This is a genomic window from Rhodobacter capsulatus SB 1003, assembly GCF_000021865.1.
In the GTDB taxonomy this organism is placed as follows: Bacteria; Pseudomonadota; Alphaproteobacteria; order Rhodobacterales; family Rhodobacteraceae; genus Rhodobacter; species Rhodobacter capsulatus_B.
Genome location: NC_014034.1, coordinates 2,901,970 through 2,922,654, shown reverse-complemented (window position 1 = coordinate 2,922,654; position 20,685 = coordinate 2,901,970). Strand labels below are relative to the sequence as shown.

The 20,685-nt window shown below is 63.5% G+C and carries 22 protein-coding genes and 1 tRNA gene; 8 read left to right on the top strand and 15 right to left on the bottom strand.

Annotated elements, in window-relative coordinates:
• Positions 1-3: 3 nt before the first annotated feature.
• The 13 genes from RCAP_RS13545 to RCAP_RS13485 all read right to left on the bottom strand — a co-directional run bounded on the left by RCAP_RS13545 (position 4) and on the right by RCAP_RS13485 (position 8,897).
• Complete coding sequence (locus RCAP_RS13545) at positions 4-1,323, bottom strand: ATP-dependent DNA helicase (RefSeq protein ID WP_013068442.1); 1,320 nt, start codon at positions 1,321-1,323, stop codon at positions 4-6.
• The gene (locus tag RCAP_RS19935; protein ID WP_013068441.1) at positions 1,316-2,116 is read right to left on the bottom strand and encodes a hypothetical protein; all 801 of its coding nucleotides are present in this window, start codon (positions 2,114-2,116) and stop codon (positions 1,316-1,318) included. Before RCAP_RS19935 ends, RCAP_RS13545 begins: the two co-directional genes overlap by 8 nt.
• Positions 2,113-2,322: a hypothetical protein gene (locus RCAP_RS13535; protein WP_013068440.1), complete on the bottom strand. Its 210-nt coding sequence runs from the start codon at positions 2,320-2,322 to the stop codon at positions 2,113-2,115. Before RCAP_RS13535 ends, RCAP_RS19935 begins: the two co-directional genes overlap by 4 nt.
• 10 nt (positions 2,323-2,332) lie before the next feature.
• Complete coding sequence (locus tag RCAP_RS19660) at positions 2,333-2,560, bottom strand: DUF6511 domain-containing protein (protein WP_031321475.1); 228 nt, start codon at positions 2,558-2,560, stop codon at positions 2,333-2,335.
• A 140-nt stretch (positions 2,561-2,700) separates the two neighbouring features.
• Positions 2,701-2,931, bottom strand: a complete 231-nt coding sequence (locus RCAP_RS13525; RefSeq protein WP_013068439.1) for a hypothetical protein — start codon at positions 2,929-2,931, stop codon at positions 2,701-2,703.
• An 82-nt stretch (positions 2,932-3,013) separates the two neighbouring features.
• On the bottom strand, positions 3,014-3,799 hold the full coding sequence (locus RCAP_RS13520) for a hypothetical protein (RefSeq protein ID WP_013068438.1): 786 nt from the start codon (positions 3,797-3,799) through the stop codon (positions 3,014-3,016).
• 21 nt (positions 3,800-3,820) lie between these two features.
• Positions 3,821-4,678 (bottom strand): ATP-binding protein, encoded by an 858-nt coding sequence (locus tag RCAP_RS13515; RefSeq protein WP_013068437.1) that lies wholly within the window; start codon positions 4,676-4,678, stop codon positions 3,821-3,823.
• Positions 4,679-4,778: 100 nt separating this feature from the next.
• On the bottom strand, positions 4,779-5,297 hold the full coding sequence (locus RCAP_RS13510; protein WP_013068436.1) for a hypothetical protein: 519 nt from the start codon (positions 5,295-5,297) through the stop codon (positions 4,779-4,781).
• A complete protein-coding gene (locus tag RCAP_RS13505) occupies positions 5,297-5,689 on the bottom strand; it encodes a hypothetical protein (RefSeq protein WP_013068435.1) in 393 nt (130 codons plus the stop codon). Before RCAP_RS13505 ends, RCAP_RS13510 begins: the two co-directional genes overlap by 1 nt.
• Positions 5,689-6,045, bottom strand: a complete 357-nt coding sequence (locus RCAP_RS13500; protein WP_013068434.1) for a hypothetical protein — start codon at positions 6,043-6,045, stop codon at positions 5,689-5,691. Before RCAP_RS13500 ends, RCAP_RS13505 begins: the two co-directional genes overlap by 1 nt.
• Positions 6,046-6,058: 13 nt before the next feature.
• Positions 6,059-6,652 carry a sigma factor gene (locus RCAP_RS13495; RefSeq protein WP_013068433.1) on the bottom strand — a complete coding sequence of 198 codons (594 nt, stop codon included), beginning with the start codon at positions 6,650-6,652 and terminating at the stop codon, positions 6,059-6,061.
• A 108-nt stretch (positions 6,653-6,760) separates the two neighbouring features.
• The gene (locus RCAP_RS13490; RefSeq protein ID WP_013068432.1) at positions 6,761-7,690 is read right to left on the bottom strand and encodes a winged helix-turn-helix domain-containing protein; all 930 of its coding nucleotides are present in this window, start codon (positions 7,688-7,690) and stop codon (positions 6,761-6,763) included.
• Positions 7,659-8,897 (bottom strand): hypothetical protein, encoded by a 1,239-nt coding sequence (locus RCAP_RS13485; protein ID WP_013068431.1) that lies wholly within the window; start codon positions 8,895-8,897, stop codon positions 7,659-7,661. The genes RCAP_RS13490 and RCAP_RS13485 overlap by 32 nt, the downstream gene beginning before the upstream one ends.
• 372 nt (positions 8,898-9,269) lie before the next feature.
• Between RCAP_RS13485 and RCAP_RS13480 the strand changes: the two genes are divergently transcribed.
• The 7 genes from RCAP_RS13480 to RCAP_RS13450 all read left to right on the top strand — a co-directional run bounded on the left by RCAP_RS13480 (position 9,270) and on the right by RCAP_RS13450 (position 17,891).
• Entirely contained in the window at positions 9,270-9,725 is a 456-nt protein-coding gene (locus tag RCAP_RS13480) for a DUF2924 domain-containing protein (protein ID WP_013068429.1), read from the top strand.
• Positions 9,722-11,047 carry a recombinase family protein gene (locus RCAP_RS13475; protein WP_013068428.1) on the top strand — a complete coding sequence of 442 codons (1,326 nt, stop codon included), beginning with the start codon at positions 9,722-9,724 and terminating at the stop codon, positions 11,045-11,047. Before RCAP_RS13480 ends, RCAP_RS13475 begins: the two co-directional genes overlap by 4 nt.
• Positions 11,044-11,427 (top strand): hypothetical protein, encoded by a 384-nt coding sequence (locus RCAP_RS13470; protein ID WP_013068427.1) that lies wholly within the window; start codon positions 11,044-11,046, stop codon positions 11,425-11,427. Before RCAP_RS13475 ends, RCAP_RS13470 begins: the two co-directional genes overlap by 4 nt.
• A 323-nt stretch (positions 11,428-11,750) precedes the next feature.
• On the top strand, positions 11,751-13,106 hold the full coding sequence (locus tag RCAP_RS18990) for a DNA cytosine methyltransferase (protein WP_013068426.1): 1,356 nt from the start codon (positions 11,751-11,753) through the stop codon (positions 13,104-13,106).
• Between the two features lie 38 nt (positions 13,107-13,144).
• On the top strand, positions 13,145-14,671 hold the full coding sequence (locus RCAP_RS13460; protein ID WP_031321470.1) for an ATP-binding protein: 1,527 nt from the start codon (positions 13,145-13,147) through the stop codon (positions 14,669-14,671).
• Entirely contained in the window at positions 14,668-16,914 is a 2,247-nt protein-coding gene (locus RCAP_RS13455) for a Z1 domain-containing protein (protein ID WP_013068424.1), read from the top strand. The genes RCAP_RS13460 and RCAP_RS13455 overlap by 4 nt, the downstream gene beginning before the upstream one ends.
• On the top strand, positions 16,911-17,891 hold the full coding sequence (locus RCAP_RS13450) for a PD-(D/E)XK motif protein (RefSeq protein WP_013068423.1): 981 nt from the start codon (positions 16,911-16,913) through the stop codon (positions 17,889-17,891). Before RCAP_RS13455 ends, RCAP_RS13450 begins: the two co-directional genes overlap by 4 nt.
• 361 nt (positions 17,892-18,252) lie before the next feature.
• On the opposite strand, the gene RCAP_RS13445 is transcribed toward RCAP_RS13450, so the two are convergent.
• Together RCAP_RS13445 and RCAP_RS13440 are read right to left on the bottom strand one after the other, a co-directional pair.
• Positions 18,253-18,342, bottom strand: a tRNA-Ser gene (locus RCAP_RS13445).
• Between the two features lie 159 nt (positions 18,343-18,501).
• Positions 18,502-19,137 (bottom strand): LysE family translocator, encoded by a 636-nt coding sequence (locus RCAP_RS13440; RefSeq protein WP_013068422.1) that lies wholly within the window; start codon positions 19,135-19,137, stop codon positions 18,502-18,504.
• Positions 19,138-19,300: 163 nt separating this feature from the next.
• Here RCAP_RS13440 and RCAP_RS13435 point away from each other — a divergent pair, with 163 nt between their 5' ends.
• Complete coding sequence (locus tag RCAP_RS13435) at positions 19,301-20,479, top strand: MFS transporter (RefSeq protein WP_013068421.1); 1,179 nt, start codon at positions 19,301-19,303, stop codon at positions 20,477-20,479.
• The last annotated feature ends 206 nt before the right edge of the window (positions 20,480-20,685 follow it).

Genomic DNA, 20,685 nt, shown 5'->3' with positions numbered 1-20,685 from the left:
CCCTCACGCAAGGAGGACCAGCCCGCGCTCGGCGCGGGTGATGGCGGTGTAGAGCCAGCGGCGGCGGTCCATCTCGCTGCGACCCAGCCCGTCGTCCCAGACGATCACGTTCTCCCACTGCGACCCTTGCGCCTTGTGGGCGGTGATCGCCCAGCCGAAGGTCGCCTCGGTCAGCTTGCGCTTTTCCCGCCAGTCGCGGTCATGGCGCTTGGCATCGTAGGCGACGTGATCCTCGAAATGCCCCTTGTAGATGCGCAACCGGCCCGGACGGCCGTCGCTGTCGAATGGCGTCACGCGTCGCCCGTCTTCGTCATGCACCACGGCCGAGAAGTAGAGGCTACTCTCATCGACGATATCCTCGAGGGTCAGGAACATGCCGTTGATCAGACCGAGCGAGTTGTCGTTCTTCAAACAGATGATCTTTTCCGCCCCGCCGGTCGGCAGATACGTCCCGCCCAGTCCTGCCGCCGCGCGCATCGCGTTGTTCAGCTGGAAGCGCGTCGCATTCAGCCCGCAGATCAGTTGCCCGCCGCGCAGCGCCTGATCCGGCGTGATGTCGCCCTTGCGCAGCTTGGCGACATGGGCGTCGTAGATCCCGAAGCCGATGGGATCTCCCATCCGCGCCATGGTGGCCAGACGGATGATCGCGCTTTCGGCCGCCTGACGGTGAATCTCCGTCAGCATCACGTCGGGCGCGTCACGGGTGAAGGCCCCTTCGCCCTTGATCGGTGGCAACTGTCCGGGGTCGCCAAGGACGAGGATCGGCTTGCCGAAACTCATCAGGTCGCGGGCCATCTCCTCGCCCACCATCGACACCTCGTCCAGCACGATCAGCCGCGCATCCGCGGCATCACTCTGCGGGTTCAGGGCGAAGCGGGGGTGTTTCATCGCGGACAGCGCCTGGCGCATCGCCTCGATCCCCGCCTCGGCCGCGGTCCTGTCGAAACCGGTCAGCTTGCGCGCGGCGGTTTCGGCCTCCTGAACCTTGGCGGCAGCGGCGGCGATTTCCTCCTCGGTCGCCTCGATCACCGAATAGATCAGGCTGTGGATGGTGCGGGCGGGCGTGCCCTTTCGGCTCAGGACCAGTGCGGCCTTGCCCGTGAAGGTCGCGGTGACGACGCCCGGCACGCATCTGCCGTCCCTTGCGCTGCGGTGGGGTGACAGTCCGAGGTCGTCGAGAGCGAATTTCAGGACCGTGCTCTTGCCCGACCCGGCATAGCCGAAGAGCCGGAACACCTGCTGATCCTCGGTGCGGTTTTCGAACCAGTCGCGGACTTCGGCGATGGCGGCGGCCTGCGCCGCCGAGGGGACAAAATCAGACACCGCCGCCCCTCCAGCACCGCTCCGCCCAAGCACAGGGCGCGTGCCACTTCCCACCGGCCATGCCGCCCCGGCAGACGACCGCCGTCGGCTCGGTGGCCATCCGGGGCAGCCACTCGCCCGCTGCCGAGGCCTGGACGACCGTGACGGCGCGATCCGACATCTCCTGCGCAAGGCGGGCATCGAACGAAACGAGTTCCGCGTGCAATTCCATCGTGTCGCGGTTCAGCGCGGTGAACAGCGCCGGGTTGGGCAGGTCCATGTAAGCCTGATAAAGCGCGATCTGGGCGGCATAGACAGGCCGCGCGATGCTGACGCCGCGCTTGACCACATCCTTCCAACTGGAAGCGCCGAGCGCCTTGTTCTCCCAAAGCGCGGGATAGTCCATCGCGACGGGGCCCGAGACGAAGCAGCCATCGATATGGCCCTTGAACCGACCCGCCATGGACTCGAAGCCGAACTGGCGACCATCGGGGCGTTCCGTGCGCAGGTCGAACCCGGCGATCCGGAACCAGCCCGCGACGATGTCCTCGGCCCGGTGGCCAGCCTCGAAGATCCGCAGGATGCGCGGTTCGAACTCCTGGCCCGCATCCTTGGGCACCGCGAGAAAATCGTACTGAATCTGGCGCAGGCAGTCGCGCCCCAACCCCGAGGAGCTGACATAGGTGCGGGGACGCTCGGCGCGATTGCGCGCCGTCAGGGCGGCATCGATGGCGTACGAGACGGCGGCGGCGACCGGTGGACGCGGCGCAGCCTCGCCATAGTTGCAGCCGGAACCGTGGTTCAGGTCGATCATTGGTCGCGCTCCCAGAACCCGCCGGCCTGCGCGATGCAGGTCAGCTTGTGATGCTGGGCTTCCGTCAGCCGGGCGCGCGCTCCGAACCTCTCTAGCCTTTGGCGCAGGCTGTCGCAGAACTCGACCTCGAAGTCGGTGATGGCATTCGCCGTCGCGGCGACGAGAAGGTCGGCCCAGGGGGCGTCCTCATTGTTTAGATCGATCATGACGGCCCCCTCAGAACGGAATCGGGTCGTCATGGGCCGTGCCGGTCCGCTCCTTGTGCGCGCCTTGCGCCAGCATGCTGTCGACGTAGCCGGTGACGGCCGCCTCGATCAGCCGGTCGATATCGGCGGCGGAGCGGTTGAAGAAAGGCGCCATCAGGCCAAGGTCGGTCAGCGCTTCGGCAAACAGCACCCGGGCATCGCGAATGGCCTGTGCCTCGCGGGCAGTCTTGTCGATCATGCCATTGTTCCTTTGAGCGATTGTGCTGCCCACGTCCTGACAGCGGAGCGAGCAGAAGCGGTGATAGGGATAGCGGTCGTGCTGGAGACGGTGGACGTAGCCGAAGCCGCGGGCCTCCCGGGCGCAGACAGCGCAAAGCGCTACCCGAGCAAGAGCGTCACGATCGGGTCGTCCTGCGGCCAGTCCTGTCGGTGAAGCCGTTCCGACTGCATCACGATCCAGCGCGAGATGGCGTTCACCGCCATGGCCTCGAGGTCGCCGAGGGTAAGGCTTGCGATGGGTTGGTGCAGTCTTCCTCGTGCCTCGAGCCATTTTCCGATCTCCAGGGCAGCGGCGCGCGTTACATGCGCCTGCCATTCGTCCGGGGTCATGGGCCGGTCGCCCGGCCCAGCCCCATCGGTCTCAGCGGTGGGTGAACCTGCGGAACCACCCGACCGCCGTTTCCGCCGCGCCTCAGCCATTGAGCCAGGCGGGCATGGCGGGGGTGCCCGGCGCGGCGGGCGCGGGGGCCTGTGGCGCGGGCGGAGCGGCCGGGGCGTTTTGCGTCCCCCAGGCGGGCGCCGGTGCCGCCGAAGGCTGCGGTGCCGCGCCCCAGTTCGGTGCCGCGGGTGACGGTTGTGCCGAGCCCCAGGCCGGTGCCGGGGCCTGCCAGCCCGGCGCCGCGGCGCTCGCGGCCTTGCGCGGCGGAGCATTGACGGGCTCCGGAGGCACGGTCTCGCCGCGCATGATGGCGGCATGGTGCGGCTCGTCGGGCAGAACGACGTTGGCGATGCGGTTCTGGTCGCGGTACTGCGGGTTGGAGGCGGGCTCCACCATGATGCGGGCGGCAAAGACGATGCCCTCGAGATGCCGCAGGCCGGGCAGAATCCGCTTGGCCTTGGCGGCGGGGCTTTCGTCCCTTGGATCAAGGCCAAGGGCGCTGTCGGCGATGGCGCGAAAGGTGGATTTCGAGATCTTCCAGCCGATGGACTGGCCCTTCTCGTCCAGTTTGCCGCCCGCCACGGTGAAGCTCTGCCAGAACTTGCGGCGGGCATGCGGGCCGTCGACCACGGTGAATTCGCAGTCGAGCATCCGGGCATCGCTCGATTGCGAGGCCTTCAGAAGCCCCGCATCCGCCGGGGTCGCGCCGTTCACGCCGCCGGGGCGGATGGTCAGGCGCACCTTTGCGAAGGTGCCGTCCGGGATCAGTTCGCCGATGGGGGCCATCTGCGGCTGGGCGTCGTTCAGATCGTAGCTCATGGGATCATGTCCTTTCAGGGATCAGGAGGCGAAAGCGGGTTGATGGGGAGCGCGGCCGTCGATCCGGGCGAGCAGCGCGCCAAGGTCGGGCGGTTCGGTCAGGTCGAGACGGCCGGAACGGTCCTTGGCGGGAAGGCGCCAGGGGTTGCCGGACTTGCAGACGAGGCGGCGGTCGGTGGCGGTCTCGTCCAGAACCCAACCACCCTCGGCATCGCGGGCGAAGAGGTGCATCGACACCACCTGGTCCACGATGCCCGGCAACTCCCGCCCGGCCTTGCTGCCTTCCATCTGCGGTTGCCAGGTGACGGTACCGAAGTCGTCGGTCACCTTTTCCAGCACGCCGACGAAGATCACGGTCTTGCCGCGCGCGTGCTGGAGGTGCTTCAGCGCCTGAATGACCTCACGCCCCAGAAGACCATAGGCGCCTCGGACATCCGGCTTGCCGGTCCGGTCCGAGAAGGCCTCGGGCTGCTGGCGGGCATAGGCCATCGCCTGCCGCGTCAGATCGGTGATCGAGTCGACGAAGACGATGCGGCGCGAGGCAAGGAAGGCTTCGATGCCGCTGTCGCGGTGCTGGGCCTGCAGCCACGCATGCCGTTCGGTCCCGTACCAGGACTGCGGATGCTGCGCCGGGTCCGGCCCGCCGATCAGCACCGCAAGGTCGCGGAAATCGGTGAAACTGCGCACCGGGATCGACGCACCGCGCCAGTCCTGCACCGATTTCATCCCGGCCTCGAGGTCGAGGCAGACGGTTTCCTCGGCGGGCAGGGTTTTCAGAAGCGTGGTCTTGCCCACGCCCGGTGGGCCGAAGATGGCGAGCGAGGTCTTGTTTTCGGCGGCCGAGAGGCGTTCGTCGGCGGTGATGATGCGGAAGGCCATGGGGTTCTCCGAAGGATTGAAAGGGCGCGGCGGCAGGGGTGACCGGGTGCCGAAGGGGAACCTGCCCGGCGTTGCCGCTCGGGCGTCCCGCCGCCGCGCGTCACCGGTCTCGGGTCTCGAGCCGGAACACGGGTTTGCCGGTGGTCTCGGACCGGGCGGCGGCGAAGCCCTCGCGCATGGCGTCGGGCCAGGCCCCGAAACGGCGTTCCGGCACGCGATAGGCGATTTCCAGGTACTGGGTCGGGTCGTCGCCCGCCTCGCGGATCCGGGTTGCTATCGCGGCCAGCCGGTCCTGATCCCACGTGACCTTCTTCGGAAAGTCGGCGATCACCACCACGCCCGTATCCTCGATCCGGACGGTGCCGGAGGTCTTGCCTTGTGCTGAACGCTCGGCCTCGGTCGCTGTGCCATAGCGCTGCGCCAGTGCCGCCTCGAAACGGTCCTTCAGGCGCTTGACCCGGGCGGTCTCGGTCGCTGCTGCTTCCTGCAGCGCAAACAGCAGGTCGGGCGGCATGTCGGCGATCTCGCCGATGGACAGCCGATCGAGGTCATCGAACGTCGGCATGTTGCCGTCGCGCCCCTCGGTCGGCGTATCGGTGCTGGGGAACGGCATGGCCATCAGCGCCCCTCCCGCTTCAGGGCCGCGTCAACGGCGCGGTCCGTGCCGAGAGCCCCGGCCTCGCGGGCCAGGCGGTGGAGCCGTTCGAGCGCCGAGGAGCGGCGGATCGCGGCCGACACGTCGGCATTCGCCGCCACGACAGCGAAAGCGACGTCGTCGATGGTCGCCAGCTCGATCAGCAGCGGTTCGGTCTCATTCCCCTCGCGCCAGGGCGCAGGGATTGCATCCGGCAGGTCGTCCAGGCTGTGGAAGGCACGGCGCAGCCGCGCCATCAGGTTCGGCAGCCGGGCGGGCAGCGGCTCCGATGTCGCGGTTTCGGTCGGTTTTCCGGCGATGGCGAAGTAGAGGGACGGCGGGAGCCAATCCCCGATCCAGGCAAGCACGGCGCGCATCAGGCGGCCTCCTCTGTCGCGATGAGTTGGGAAAGCGGGATCGGCGCATGGCGCGGCTTGGTGCGCGCGATGGCCAGATAGGCGAAGCGGTCGGGGCCGACCCGGACCTGCACCAGATGCACCAGCGCGGCCTCGAAGGCGCGGTGGGCGGCACTGGCCAGCGCTCCGAGCCTGCGGCGATCTGGTTCCGGCAAGGTGGAAATCACCGCCGTGGTATCGATTCCGAGAAAGCCGGGATGATACTCAAGCCGGTCGCCCGGCATGGCCTGGCCGATCCAGGCGCAGAACTCGATGTCGGTAAGCGGCCGGGCCTTTGCGGGCGTGAATTCGGTGAGGGGCATGACGATCATCTCCATGTCGGTCCTCTACTCACGCCGCATACGAGGCGTCCCACTCCGCCCCGAACCCGCGCATGGCGAGGTCAAGCCGCAGGCGGGCGATGTGGCGGTAGAGGGCGGAGCGGGAGGTGCCGGTACGCTCGACAATCTCCGCGACAGCGCAGGTGCCAAGTGCCGCGCAAAGCCCGCGGGCATCCTCCGGCAGGTCGCCCAGCGCCCGGGCGAGATCGTGACGGGTCTCGGCATCTTCCACGGCGGAGCGGTCCTGACCATGCCAGGCGGCCAGACTGTCCGCCTCTGCCAGCATGCAACCCAGCGACTCGGTGCCGCCGGAAACGGGCGCATCCAGCGACAGAACCGTGCCACCCTGTGCGCGGCGCTGGCGGTGATGGCGGATCGCGATCCGCGAGGACTGGTTGCGCAGGACGATGTTGGCGAAGGCGCCGATGCTGCCACGGCGAGCGTCGAAACCCGGCAACCGACAGATCAGGTCGACCAGCAGGTCTTGGCAGAGATCGTCGAGATCGGCGGCGGGCAGCACCAGCTTGCGATGCAGGCGGCGCGCGGCAAAGGCCGCTTCGTCGATCAGTGTGGCAAGGTCGGAGGGGGAAATCGGCGGAAGCATGCGGGAGCACCTCGGAACATGTTGCTGTGGTTCCGAATGTGCCGCTCAGCCCGCCGCTGCCGGTGTGATTGCCGTGTGTTTGTTATGTGTGGATTGTGTGTGGCGGCCTCAGGGCTCGACGACCACTTCGGCTTGGGCAAGGCCGAGCCGGTAGCCGCGAGCATGTACTGTCGCGACCAACGCCTTTGCCTGGTCGCTGGTCAGCCCACAACTGACCAGCGCTTTCCGAAGGTCTCGGATGATCTGGTTGGGCGGCCGGCCGGTCTGCGTCTCGATCTCCTGGTTCTTCAGGACTGGATCACGCTTGGAGGATTGCTCGATCAGCAGACGAAACAGTGCGAACATCTGTGTCGGCAGGTCGAGCCGACGCCCGTCGAGAGTGATCGACTGCGCCGAAAGCTTCACGACGAGGCGCGGCACTGAAGATGGCGGATCAAGGACGAGGCGTTCCACGCCATCCGACCCCGCCTTGAAAACCGCCGCAATTTCGTGGGGCTCGACCCCGACCTCCCGCAACCTGACAGCGATTGTCAGGGAAAGGTCGTGGACGATTGCCATGATCGGTTTCGGCCCCACGGCCGCCCTGATCGCCATTACCGCGCCCGGCGCAACCAGATTTTCAGCATCGAATGACAGGACCACGGCATGCCCGGACGGGGTGTCCCCCATCAGCCAGACGCCTTCAGCAATGCGGGCGACCGCGCCGCCAAGATTCCCGCTGGCAGAAATCCGGGTCACAAGCCGGTCGACGTCGACCGAAAAGCGGCGCAGATCGTCCTTCTGGAGGATCATGTCTTCGGCCTGATCGTGCGGGCAGCAGGCCCGGAACGCATCACCCAATTGTTCGACGGGGCGCGCGTCTAGCCCGCAGTCGCACTCGGCACAGACCGACCAGGTATCGGCCTTGCGCTCTTCAATCAGCACCTGCGCCCGCAAGAGGCGCTCAATGTCGTTTGCGGGAAAACGGCTCAGCGCCCGGCCCGAGATCGCGACCCGAGCGCCGCCCTCACTCAGCCGCGTCCACAACCATGCCAGCATCGCGGTCCTTCTCTAGCCCATTGCGCTGAACCAGCGTGTGGATCGCCTTTTCGAACCGCGTCCGGCGGAAGGCGAGCGTCCCTGGCGGTTTCAGCCGCACTGTGACCTGTGCCGGTCGCTTTGCACCGGTTTCGAATGCGACCCGGAAGGTGATCTCGCCCAACCGCCATCCCCGGCCGAACCGCACCTCGCTGCCCCGGAAGTGCGTGAGCGCACCGCCGGACGCGTCTTTCGATTCCCAACTGCGCACATGACGCCAGCGCTGATCCTCTTCATCCCACTCGAAGAGGTCAGCGGCGGCGGTAACGATCCGCACCTCCTTGATGGTCTCGTCATAGCGATGCTGGAACGCGAAATCGGGCCCGGCATCGCTGATCGGATCGAGCGTATAGAGATCGCGCGCGTCCCGCCCAGAGAAGAAGCCTGGCCGCCTCAGGATATGCCGGGCAAAAAGCTCGGCGATCTCGCCTTGCTGCGCCTTGACCACGCCACCCACGAACAGGCGTCCTTCAATTGGGGAGTAGCGCAGCACTGCATATTTCACCGCGCGAAGGGTGATGATCTCTTCCCGGTCGCCCGTGATCACCGGCGTTGTGGTGACTTGCGCCCCGTGGCTGATGACCAGGTTGATTTCGCCATCTTCCTCATAGGGCCCAAGACGGCAATATTGACCCTGCAGATCCTGCGAGAACAGATTGATCACTGCAGCCTTGAAAGCCTCGGTCATTTCTTCGGTCAGGTCCGCTCCCAAGTCGCGTTCCGGCCCGCGGAACTCTGCGGGCGAGGTCGGCGCACGAAGCGCATGGAAGTCGGCTGCGGCCTCGAAAACGCGGTGATGCAGCAGGTAGGTGTAAAGCGCGACGTGTTTGGGATCGTGGCTAATGGGCGCTGCCTCGGCATCGTCAGTTTCGGGCTCGGGATAAAGAACCACGCCACGACGACGGGCTTCGTTCAGAATAAGCTGCATGCCCTCGCTAGTTCCAAGCTCGGCAACGCGATGCAAATCGGCGACCATTCCGGCGTTCCAACCGGCAACGGTTCCTTCGAAATGCGCCGCCAGAGCTGCGCGAATGGTTGGGGCCTCTCCCTCGAATGACACAGGCAGTTCATCCTCGCCGAAGTGCCGAACGAACAACGCCCGCATCAAGGCCGGATCAATGGTTTTGAGAAACTTCGGATTAACAAATTTCTTGAGATCGGAACCCACGGGAATACCTCGCAAATGGCCGGCCTGTTCTGATTATGTTCTAAACGATGAATCAACCATGAGTCGAGTCCGGCCTTGTGCATAACCGCCATCTTAACCTGCGGGACGTTTTCCGGTTCGCCTGAGTAGAGGCAAGGCAAGCCAACACGGACTTGCTCGCATGAAACGCCCCAATCCACTGTCACCCGACCAGATGACGCCCGCCGAGCGCCGCGCCGAATTGTGCGGGCTGCTCGCCCTCGGGCTGGTGCGCTTGATGCAACGCCAACAGGACGAACCTCAGGACGAACCTACTGACGATACTAGAGAAATTCACCTACACTATCCGGCCGACCGATGCCGTCATGCAACCCAGTAGCCAACGGAGACCGCATGACGACACACGACCCCATCCCCGCGCGCTTGGCCGCGCTGAAGACCACACCGACGCCCGACCTGAAAAAGCAGTGGCGCGAGTTGTTCGACAGCGAACCGCCGCCGTTCAACCGGCGCTACCTTGAATCCCGCCTGGCCTACCGGATCCAGGAACTCGCCTATGGCGGGCTGAAGCCCGAGACCGTCCGGCGGCTGGAAAGACTGGGCGAAGAACTGGACGGCGGCGACAAGAAGAAGCGCGGAATGCGCCTCGACCGCGACCGCCCCATCACAGGCACACGCCTCCTGCGCGAATGGCAGGGCGTCGGGTATGTCGTCACCGTCACCGCCGATGGCTTCGAGTGGCAGGGGCGGCCCTACAAGTCGCTGTCTGCCATCGCGCGCGGCATCACTGGCACCCGCTGGAACGGCTGGGTGTTCTTCGGCCTCAAGAACCACAGGGGGCGGTCATGACGAAGCCGCCCGAAAAAACGAAGCTCGTCCGCAAGCTACGCTGTGCAGTGTACACCCGGAAATCCTCCGAGGAAGGGTTGGAGCAGGAATTCAACAGCCTCCACGCGCAACGCGAGGCCTGCGAGGCCTACATCGCCAGCCAGCGCTCCGAGGGCTGGGTGCTCGTCCGCGACCAGTATGATGACGGTGGCATCTCCGGCGGCACTCTTGAGCGCCCCGGCCTGAAGCGGTTGATGGCAGATATCGAGGACGGGTTGGTCGACGTGGTGGTGGTCTACAAGATCGATCGCCTTAGCCGCTCGCTCGCCGACTTCGCCAAGCTGGTCGAGGTGTTCGACCGGAACGGCGTGACCTTCGTCTCGGTGACGCAATCCTTCAACACGACGACCTCCATGGGGCGGCTGACGCTGAACATCCTGCTCAGCTTCGCCCAGTTCGAGCGGGAGGTGACCGCCGAACGCATCCGCGACAAGGTCGCCGCCAGCCGGAAGAAGGGGATGTGGATGGGCGGGGTGCCGCCCTTCGGCTACCTGGTGGCAAACCGGAAGCTGCTGGTCGACGAGGACAACGCCGCGCATGTGCGCTGGATCTTCTCTCGGTTCATCGAAATCGGCTCCTGCACGCTGCTGGCACGCGAGGTAGGCGCGCGGGGCCTCTGCACGCCACGCGGCAACAGGATCGACAAGAAGTACCTCTATCGGATGCTGTCCAACCGCGCGTACATCGGCGAGGCGGTCCACAAAGGCGACAGCTACCCGGGCGAGCACGACCCGATCATCGATTGCGAGACTTGGGACAAGGTTCACGCCATCCTGCAGGAGAGCCCGCGCAAGCGTGCCGCGCGGACCCGGGCTGACACACCCGCGCTGCTGAAGGGGCTTCTCTTCGGTCCCGATGGCGCCGCGTTCTCACCGACGCACACCCGCAAGGGTGGGCGACTCTATCGCTACTATGTCAGCCAGACGGTGCTGAAGCATGGCGCAGGATCCTGCCCGGTCGGCCGCGTGCCCGCAGGCGAGGTCGAAGCGGCCGTGATCAACCGGCTCCGCGCCGCGTTCCACCAACCCGAGATCGTCGCGGGCACCTGGAAAGCCGCGCGAACGCAGGCTGCCGATATCACAGAGACCGACGCCCGCGAGGCCCTGCAAAAGTTCGACCCGCTGTGGGACGAACTCTTCCCCGCCGAACAGGCTCGCATCGTAGCGCTGCTGGTCGAGCGCGTCGAAATCGGCATAGATGGTCTGAATGTCCGACTGCGCGTCGATGGGCTCGGAGGTCTGGCTCGCGAGATGCTGGCCGGGGGCATTGGGGAAGCCGCATGACCCGCGCGGCTCCGATCCCCGAGACGGTGACGCTCCACGTACCGTTCCGCGTCGTGAAGCGCGGCGGGCGGAAAGAAATGCAACTGCCGAACGGTGCATCGCCGCCACGCCGGACGGACAATACACTGGTCAAGGCGCTGGCGCGGGCGTTCCGCTGGAAGCGCCTGCTGGAGTCGGGCGAGTACGCCACCATCGCCGAACTGGCCAAGCGCGAGGGCATCGCACAGTCCTACATGACCCGCATCCTGCGCCTGACACTGCTCTCGCCCGACATCGTGGAAGCGATAGTTTGCGGGACGCAGGGGCGGGATGTGTCGCTGGAACGGGCGCTGAAGCCGTTCCCCATGGAATGGCTCGAACAGCAGGAGCAACTTGGATGAGGAACTGGCTCCGTATGGCTGATGAACGATGCCCTCGTTGGAAGGGATGTTGCTCTCGGGGTTTGGTCATGGGAGGGCAATCAAGGATCGACAAGACGGCCATTTTGGTGCACTCTGGTGCAAACAGGTGCGGTGTGGGCATGTCTAGTTCAAAGAAGCGTTTGTCCATCTCGCTCGAGGTGGAAGACTACGACGCCTTGCGCGCCATGGCTGAGGGCCACCGCCCGCCTCTCTCCTTGCAGTACATATTGAATGTCGCGGTTAAAGACTTGCTGGAAAAGCACGCCACGCGCCAACTCGCTCTTCCCTTGGACAATTAAGCTATGGGAAACTTGAAATTCGCCGATCTCTTCGCGGGCCTGGGTGGTTTTCATCAGGCGCTTGAGGGTCTTGGACACACTTGTGTATTCGCTTCAGAACTCAATAGCGGGCTTGCCGACCTCTACGAAAAGAACTTTGGCATTCGTCCGCACGGAGATATCCGTGAAGCGATTGATGATGTGCCGCCTCACGACATCCTATGTGCTGGCTTCCCTTGTCAGCCATTTTCTAAAGCAGGTGAGCAACTTGGTTTTGACTGCCCACAGTGGGGTGATTTGTTCAATTACGTTCTTGAAATTCTCGACAAGCACAAGCCTTCCTATCTGCTGATCGAGAACGTGCCTAATCTTCTGCGGCACGACGGCGGGAGGACATGGGGTAAAATCAAGGTGCGACTCGAAGAGCTAGGATATGAAGTCGACAAGAAAAAGCTCTCGCCATTCATGTTTGGTGTGCCTCAAGTACGAGAGCGCGCAATTATCGTTGGATCAAGGACAGGTCTAAGGCATTTTTCATGGCCTGAGCCGACCCACCAACTTGACCAAGTCACGATCAAGAGCGTCCTGGACGAGAAACCAAAAGAGGCTCGACCGCTCGGTCCTCGCTTCATTCAATATCTTGAAACGTGGCAATCGCTCATCGACGCTCTGCCGAAAGACGAGCAACTGCCATCATTCCCAATATGGGCAATGGAGTTCGGCGCAACATACCCTTACCTTGATAGTACGCCCCATGCCATCGGGCTCAATCGAATGGGCGCATTTACGGGGGCGCTGGGGCGCTCGCTTGAGGGCTTGAAGCACGAGGCGGTGAAGGCTGCACTTCCCTCGTATGCGCGAGATCAGGTTTCCCATTTTCCGGACTGGAAGAAGAACTTCATCCGGCAGAACAGGGATTTCTACCTCCGGCACAAAGCCATAATTGATCCTTGGATTCCAAGGATCATGGACTTCGCACCTAGCTTTCAAAAGCTCGAGTGGAACTGGAAAGGTGGACCGCGCGACCTTTGGCAGTCAGTCATCCAGTTTCGGGCATCAGGTATTCGAGCCAAGCGACCGACAGCTGCACCATCACTTGTTGCCCTAACAACAAGTCAGGTGCCCGTGATTCCTTGGGAGCGCCGATACATGACTATGCGCGAATGCGCTCGGCTTCAGAGCATGGGGCAGTTGAAGCATCTTCCCGAAAACCAGGCAGCCGCGCACAAGGCACTTGGCAACGCTGTGAATGTCGATGTCATCGCTGCGGTTGCAGAGGCCTTACTTCCTGGGCAAAGCCTTCAAAGTTCACAAGTGCCGCCAAATGGCAGTGATGTCCGGGACGAGAAAATTACTCGGGAACTTGTATCGGCGGCCTAAGCGCCTGCGTTCGTTTAAGGGGAGGCCGCCATTTGTCGGTGAATACAGTCGATATTCGGCCTGGTGTGAGTGTTCTAGCGGTTCTGCGTTACCTGAACTACAAGCCATGGTTCGCGCTAGCCGAGTTCGTTGACAATGCCATTCAAAGCCACCTCTCTAGTCGTGATCGACTGGACTTGGCTGACGGCGGCTCCCAACGATTGAGGGTTTCCATCGAGATCGATTCCGCGCCGCCCGGCCGGATCACTATCCGGGACAACGCAGCAGGCATCGCTGGATCAGAGTTTCCGCGAGCATTCCGTCCCGCAGTCGTCCCGTTGGATGCGTCGGGCCTCAGCGAATTCGGCATGGGTATGAAAAGCGCGGCATGCTGGTTCTCAAGCCATTGGCGCGTTCGGACGAAGGCCGTCGGTGAACCCGTCGAGCGCACCGTCAAGTTCGACATTTCACGGATCGTCAACGACGAAATCGAGGAACTCGACATCCACGAAGAACCTGCTGCGCCGAACGCACACTACACAGAGATCGTGCTGGAGGGCCTTCACCACATTCCAGTGAAAAGGACCATCGGAAAGATCCGGGAACACCTGACGGACATATACCGCGTTTTTGTTAGAAATGGTACACTCGAACTGCGCTTCAACGGCGAGGCCTGCGTCTACGAACCGCCAAACATCCTTGTTACTCCCTATGCTCGGGAAGATGGCGGTAAGCCTAGAACCTGGAGAAAGGAAATTGCGTTCGACCTCGGACAGGGTCAGAAAGTGAAGGGTTTTGCGGCCCTTCGCGACCCCGGAAGTCACGCTCGTTCAGGTTTTGCACTTTTCCGTCGTGGTAGGCTAATCCAAGGAAGTGGTGAGGATGGTTACCGCCCCCACCACATCTTTCAGCTCCCAGGAAGCTTCCGCCATCTGCGCCTCTTCGGGGAATTGGAACTCGATGGGTTCGAGGTGAGCCATACAAAGGACGGGTTTCGTTGGAATGACGATGATGAGCAGCCTTTTCTCGATCTGCTCCGAGAGCACCTAGACAGTGCTGATCTGCCCCTTCTTAAGCAGGCCGACAATTACCAAGCACGGGCGGCAAAAGCTGACCGCGCAGCCGCCGCTAGCAAGGCGCTGGATCGGACCACAAAGGTTATCGAAGAGTCCATTCCGGATGTGCTCCAACGTGTCGCTGATGCCATACCGGTCGAAACCCAAAAGGAGCCTTTGGCGCCGCAGCCGACGCTCGCTACGCGCGAGTTAACAGTGAAATTCCGAGGGCAAGTCTGGGTCATTCACATCGAACTTTCCGATGACCCAGCCGAAGGTGATTGGCTTACCGTGAGTGATCAGCAGTCCTCTGAAGGTGGTGCGGAGAAGCTTGAGATCCGTCTCGCGATGGCTCACCCATTCATGGTTCTATTTGCACAAACGGACCCCAGTAACATCGAGGCTCTGATCCGAGTCGGCTCTGCGATCGCCGTTTCGGAAAAACTGGCCCGGCGAGCTGGCGTGAAATTGGCTGGCACCATCCGGCGTAACGTAAACGAAATCCTGCGAGAGGCTTTGTCACGCGCATGACCCAAGACAGTGACGCCGCAGCTGCACACCCGGGACAAGCAATCCCGCTTTCTGCATCCCTGCCAAATCCACAGATGAAGTGGGTGCCCGTCCAGGGAGAGGAGGCGACCGGTGTAGTCCGGCGAAGCGGAGTCGACGCGGCATCACAGGCAAGGCTCATTGCGGATGCAGCCGAAATTCTTGGCCGTGGTGTTGATCCTTGTAACCCGAATGGTTCAGCAACCGGGTTGGTGGTTGGAAATGTACAGAGCGGCAAGACCATGTCGTTCACTACTGTCATCGGGCTTGCGCGGGACAACGGGTTCCCGTTGGTCATTGTTATCGCTGGGACGAAAGTAAATCTCCTCAACCAGTCGCACGAGCGGCTCGAGAAGGATCTGAACGTCAACGCTGGTGAAGGGCTTCCTTCGTGGAAGATACAGAAGAACGTCCAGGCCAACGACGCTCACGACGAGCAATCCATCCGGCAGGCCATCGAAGCATGGCAGAACGATGAACTCGAGGATGATGAACGTCCAACGCTCATTGTGACCGTGCTGAAGCAGCGGCAGCGACTTGAAAGCCTGACAATGCTACTCCGTAAGCTGGACCTCAAGCGCGTACCAGTTCTTGTCGTTGACGACGAGGCCGATCAGGCCAGCCTCAACACGCGTGCCCAGCAGGGCGGCGAGAGCCCCACCTACACCAAGCTGCGTGAACTCCGGGACGCACTACCCTGCCACACCTACCTGCAATACACCGCCACACCGCAGGCACCTCTTCTAATCAACATCGCCGACGTCCTATCCCCTGATTTCCCCAAGGTACTTGAGCCTGGTGCGGACTACGTTGGGGGCCAAGAGTTCTTCGCTCCCGGCTCTCCTTATATCAGGAACATCCCCCCGCAGGAGTTTGCGCAAGGCAATGATCCTCCTGAGAGCATGCTGGAGGCATTGAGGGTCTTCTTTGTTGGCCTCGCTGGCAGCTTGATCCGCGACGGGCTACGTCGGTCTATGCTGATCCATCCGTCTCGGTTGCGCGCGGACCACAGGCAGTTCGTGCAGTGGGTAACCGAGGCCAAGTCGGCTTGGCTAACTGTGCTTAATTTGAAGGAAGCGGACCCTGACAGGATTGAACTTGTCGCGGATTTCCGCGCCTCATACGACCATTTAGCGACTACAGACGCGCATCTCCCGTCGTTCGAGGATGTCCTCGGCAAGATGCCTAGGGCACTCCGGCAGACCACCATCATCGAATTCAACACAAATGGCCGTCCGCGAACGCCAGAAATCACTTGGCGCAACTCCGAGGGCTGGATCTTGGTCGGCGGGCAAGCCGTCGATCGAGGCTTTACGGTGGACCGTCTGACAGTCACATATATGCCCCGCAGCGTTGGGGTAGGGAACGCCGACACCGTTCAACAGAGGGCGCGCTTTTTTGGATACAAACGCAAGTACTTAGGGATCTGTCGCATCTGGCTCGAAGCTGACACTCGTTCGGCCTTCGAGGGGTACGTGGAGCACGAGAACCTTATGCGGCGTGAGTTGAAGCTGATGGAGACCACGCCCGGCGGCCTAAACAAGTGGCGGCGCCGTTTTGTCCTCGACAGTTCCCTACAGCCCTGTCGGCGAAGCGTAGTGTCGGACAGTTTTTTTAGAGGGACACGTGCGGGTGGGTGGACCCAGCAAAAAGGTGCGCTCATCTCCGAGGAGCTTCGTGCTAAGAACGCCGATCTGCTGGAAGCCTTTGCTCAGGCGTTCAGCTTTTCCGAGGACACTCAGACTTATCTGTCGACCGAGGACAGCCAAAGGCACTTCGTCGCGCGGGAAGTACCGATTACAGCGGTCATTGACATGCTTTCAGAGTACAGACTCGAGGATCCACGCGACACTGCACACTTTACTGGCATGCTTGTGACGCTTGGCGAAGCGCTCCGCCGTAATGCTGACACTGCGGTGGCTGTCTATCGAATGCGACCTAACGCAAGTGGTTCTCGTCGTACTGTCTCCGAGTTTGGAAATCTCGAGAAGGGGTTCCAGCAGGGTCCGACACGTTTAGCAGGTGGAGGCCGAAACTATCCGGGCGACTCGGCGTTTGCCATGGATGACCGGCCGACCATTCAGCTCCATCGCTTCGACCTGTCTTACACAGATCGAGGGCCGATTGAGGCTGCCGCAGTTCCGCTTCTGGCGATCCACATTCCCCCACATCTCGCGAAGGAATGGCTGGTGCAACTGCAAGCTGGTCAGGAAGTGCAAGATTGATCAGCCAACTGCCCGCTCTGCTTGAACGGCTGCCTAGGCCAGATCAGGCTGGCACGTTCAGCGTCGCCGCGGCGCCAACAGAAGCTGCCTACTACGTGGGGCGGGACAACTCCGGTTACGCAGCACTGCTGATCCGGACCTCAGGGGCCACAAACCGGGTGCCGTTGGTCCTTGCGGGTATCGAGGCGCGCTTCAGCGTCGCCTGTCGCATTGAAGAGCGCGACGGCGAAGTCCGGACCGAGAATCTGACGGTCGTCTCTTGCAGGTCTCAGGAACGTGCGGCCGAGCGATACTTTCTCACCACGATGGAGTTCCTCGCTGCGACACTCGGCCCCAATCCAACGGTGGCCGCAGTTGCCGAGGTTGTGGACCGCTTGGTGGACCTTTTTCAGCGGCTCGCCAAAACGCCAAGGAAGAACATGGTCGGATTGGCTGGCGAGTTGCTCGTCATCCGGGCCGCAACTGACCCCGCATCAGCTGTCCGCGCCTGGCGCGTAGACCAAGACGAGCGCTATGACTTCGCCGTGGGCTCCCTTCGCTTGGACGCGAAGGCTACCACCACGGACCGCCGGGCACATGAGGTCTCTTTCGAACAGGCAAATCCACCACCAGGTACTACAGGGATTCTATCCTCTTTGGTCGTTCAGCCGGCCGCAGGCGGTTTCTCACTCGCAGAGCTTGTTTCCGATATCGAGGCGCGGATCGAGCTTCACGACCTCATACTGAAGCTTCGCACCGTGGTGGCCGACACACTCGGGCGAGATATGCAGTCGGCGCTGGGCTGGTCGTTCGACCTAGCCCGTGCGACCTCTTCCCTGCGGATGTACGATATGAGCGTGATCCCAGCCATCAGGCCACCACTCCCCGCAGGCGTGGCAGGGGTGCGATTTCTGACTGAACTTGCCGGTTGTCGACAACTCGGCAAGGCGCGGATCGATGCCCTCGCACCAGTAGAACGGGCGCTGTTGCCGCCATAGGACCCTAACTGGCGACCGAGCTGAGGCGCAACCCGTCGAAGGCCGACGGCTGACGGCGTCACAATTCCGAGGCATCAACGCATAGGAGCGCGCCGGATATGTTTGATTTCTGTTCCAACTCGCGAATGGCACAGAAAGCGAAGTGCTCAGGGTGATCCCAGAAATCTCAAATAAAATCAATTAGATAATGGCTCAGTACTGGAACTTGGCAGTCATGAGGTCCGGAGAATATCAGTCCTCAGAGACCGCTTCCGGGCCTCCAGGTGCTGACGCCGGTGCTCAGCCCCTCCCGCATAACCCTCGAAAACAACGAAAAAATCCGGCCGCAGCCGGATCGGGAGAACGCTTTCGCGGGGGCAAGTGGCGGAGCGGAAGGGATTCGAACCCTCGAGACGGTTTCCCGCCTGCACCCTTAGCAGGGGTGTGCCTTCGACCACTCGGCCACCGCTCCGTCTGCTCGTATATGCGGCACGGCAGGGCAGAACAAGAGCTAATTCTGTGCGGCAGGTGGCCACAGGCAGATGAGGGGCTCTGCCGCCCGGGGCGCTGCGGCGGCGCAGGCCCGGTCCGGCGGCATCCGCCGTTCCCCCGGGATCCGCGCCGCGCCGGATCACCGCTGCTGCAGCGCCAATCTGACCCCAAGACCAACCAGCAGCGTGCCAAGGGCCCGGTCCAGCCAGCGTCCGACCCCGGGGCGATCGCGCAATCCGCGCGTCACGGTCGCGCCGATCAGGACCAGGGGCGGCTCGATCAGCGCCGCGACCGCGATCACCAGAAACCCGTGCAGGAACAGCTGTGCCCACACCGGCCCCGCACCGGCCACGACAAATTGCGGCAGGAAGGCCAGGAAAAAGATCGCGACCTTGGGGTTCAGCAGCGACACGAACACGCCCTGACGCCAGACCTGCCAGCCCGGGCAGAGGCCTTCGGGCGCCTCGGAGACGAAGCTGCCCCCGGGCGCGCGCAGGGCCTTGAGGCCGAGAAAGATCAGATAGGCCGCCCCGATCGCCTTCACCAGCGCGAAGGCCAGCGCCGAGGAGGCGAGCAGCGCCGACAGCCCGGCGGCGGCAAAAAGCGCATGGCCGAGGGCGCCCGTCCAGACCCCCGTCATCGCCGCGAACCCCGCCTTGCGACCGCCGCGCAGGGTTTGCCCGAGGATGAAGGCCATGTCCGGGCCGGGGGACAGGTTCAAAAGCACGGCGGCGGTCAGAAAGCCCGACCAGTGCAGCGCGGTGTAGTCGAACATGGAGCGGCCCTTCGTGCGGAAAACGGAGGCGAGGTTAGGGCAGCCGCAGGACGCCCGCAAGCAAGCAGGCGCGATCTTGACGCGCCGCAGACCCCCGGTTTGTCGCAGACCCTTGTGTTTGCGCACGTCCCAAGGCAGCTTGGCCCGGCTCCGGGGAGGGATCATGCGACTGTCGATTGCGTTTCTTGTGGCGGGCTATGTGCTCAGCCAGTTCTATCGTGCCTGCCTTGCGGTGCTGACGCCGGTTCTGAAGACGGAACTGGGGGCCTCGGCCGAGGATCTGGCCGTCTCGCTTGGCCTTTGGTATCTGGCCTTCGCGCTGATGCAGATCCCGGTGGGCGAGGCGCTCGACCGGATCGGGCCGCGCCGGACCGTGGGCTGGCTGCTGGCCTTGGGCGGGGGCGGGGGCGCGGCGACCTTCGCGCTGGCCACCGGACCCTGGGGCATCCATCTGGCGATGGTGCTGATCGGCATCGGCTGCTCGCCCGTTCTGATGGGATCTTACTACATCTTTGCGCGCAGTTTTTCCCCCGCGATCTTCGGCACTTTGGCCGCGGCGGTTATCGGGGTCGGCAGTCTGGGCAATCTGGCAGGCGCCGCGCCGCTTGCCGCGGCGATCGACGCGTTCGGCTGGAGGGCCACGCTTTGGGGGCTGACCGGGGTGACGCTAGTCGTGGCGCTGGCGATCCTGATCTTTACCCGCGACCCGGAACGCATCGCGCACAAGGGCCAAAAGGGCAATGTTTTCGACATCCTGCGGCTGCCCGGCTTCTGGCTGATCCTGCCCTTGATCTTTGCCAATTACACTGCCGCCGCGGCGATCCGGGGGCTTTGGGCGGGACCTTGGCTGAGCGCGCTGCAGGACGCCGATGCGGGCCTGATCGGCAAGGTCACGCTGGCGATGGGGGTGGCGATGGTGCTGGGCAATTTCGCCTATGGCCCGGCCGACCGCATCCTTGGCAGCCACAAGCGGGTGGCGATTGCGGGCAATCTGGTGCTCTGTCTGGCGCTTGCGGCGCTTGCCTTCGCGCCCGATGCGGGGCTGTGGCAGGCGACGGCGCTTCTGGCCGCGGTGGGGTTCTTTGGCGCCTCCTTCCCGGTTCTGATGGCGCATGGGCGGACCTTCCTGCCGCCGCATCTGGTGGGCCGGGGGGTGACGCTTTTGAACCTGTTCTCGATCGCCGGGGCGGGGATCGGGCTCTTCCTGTCGCGTCCGGTCTTTGCCGCGGCCTCAAGCGCGGGCGATCCGGTGGCGGCCTATCGGGCGCTTTTCCTGTTCTTCCTGATCCCGGTCGTGGCCGGTCTGGCGGTCTATCTGTTCTCGCGCGCGCGGCCCCATTGAGGGGGCGAAGGCCATCGCCTTCGCCCTGCGAGACGGTTCCCCTTGTCAGACGGGGGCCCAAAGGCCCCCGGCCAGCGCCCGCCCCGCCCCATGGCGGGCGCTTTCGCGCCGCCCGGGGCTGGCGCTGGCCTCTGTCGCGCCTGGCGCAGATCGGCCCCGGGGCAGACGCTGCACCGACGGGCGGGGAAACGCGGGTCGCGTTTCCT

What these genes read in the sequence shown, in the direction of transcription:
- RCAP_RS19935 (WP_013068441.1), bottom strand. Translation starts at nt 2,116, where the DNA reads ATGATCGACCTGAACCACGGTTCCGGCTGCAACTATGGCGAGGCTGCG.
- RCAP_RS13535 (WP_013068440.1), bottom strand. Translation starts at nt 2,322, where the DNA reads ATGATCGATCTAAACAATGAGGACGCCCCCTGGGCCGACCTTCTCGTC.
- RCAP_RS19660 (WP_031321475.1), bottom strand. Translation starts at nt 2,560, where the DNA reads ATGATCGACAAGACTGCCCGCGAGGCACAGGCCATTCGCGATGCCCGG.
- RCAP_RS13525 (WP_013068439.1), bottom strand. Translation starts at nt 2,931, where the DNA reads ATGACCCCGGACGAATGGCAGGCGCATGTAACGCGCGCCGCTGCCCTG.
- RCAP_RS13520 (WP_013068438.1), bottom strand. Translation starts at nt 3,799, where the DNA reads ATGAGCTACGATCTGAACGACGCCCAGCCGCAGATGGCCCCCATCGGC.
- RCAP_RS13515 (WP_013068437.1), bottom strand. Translation starts at nt 4,678, where the DNA reads ATGGCCTTCCGCATCATCACCGCCGACGAACGCCTCTCGGCCGCCGAA.
- RCAP_RS13510 (WP_013068436.1), bottom strand. Translation starts at nt 5,297, where the DNA reads ATGGCCATGCCGTTCCCCAGCACCGATACGCCGACCGAGGGGCGCGAC.
- RCAP_RS13505 (WP_013068435.1), bottom strand. Translation starts at nt 5,689, where the DNA reads ATGCGCGCCGTGCTTGCCTGGATCGGGGATTGGCTCCCGCCGTCCCTC.
- RCAP_RS13500 (WP_013068434.1), bottom strand. Translation starts at nt 6,045, where the DNA reads ATGGAGATGATCGTCATGCCCCTCACCGAATTCACGCCCGCAAAGGCC.
- RCAP_RS13495 (WP_013068433.1), bottom strand. Translation starts at nt 6,652, where the DNA reads ATGCTTCCGCCGATTTCCCCCTCCGACCTTGCCACACTGATCGACGAA.
- RCAP_RS13490 (WP_013068432.1), bottom strand. Translation starts at nt 7,690, where the DNA reads ATGCTGGCATGGTTGTGGACGCGGCTGAGTGAGGGCGGCGCTCGGGTC.
- RCAP_RS13480 (WP_013068429.1), top strand. Translation starts at nt 9,270, where the DNA reads ATGACGACACACGACCCCATCCCCGCGCGCTTGGCCGCGCTGAAGACC.
- RCAP_RS13475 (WP_013068428.1), top strand. Translation starts at nt 9,722, where the DNA reads ATGACGAAGCCGCCCGAAAAAACGAAGCTCGTCCGCAAGCTACGCTGT.
- RCAP_RS13470 (WP_013068427.1), top strand. Translation starts at nt 11,044, where the DNA reads ATGACCCGCGCGGCTCCGATCCCCGAGACGGTGACGCTCCACGTACCG.
- RCAP_RS18990 (WP_013068426.1), top strand. Translation starts at nt 11,751, where the DNA reads ATGGGAAACTTGAAATTCGCCGATCTCTTCGCGGGCCTGGGTGGTTTT.
- RCAP_RS13455 (WP_013068424.1), top strand. Translation starts at nt 14,668, where the DNA reads ATGACCCAAGACAGTGACGCCGCAGCTGCACACCCGGGACAAGCAATC.
- RCAP_RS13440 (WP_013068422.1), bottom strand. Translation starts at nt 19,137, where the DNA reads ATGTTCGACTACACCGCGCTGCACTGGTCGGGCTTTCTGACCGCCGCC.
- RCAP_RS13435 (WP_013068421.1), top strand. Translation starts at nt 19,301, where the DNA reads ATGCGACTGTCGATTGCGTTTCTTGTGGCGGGCTATGTGCTCAGCCAG.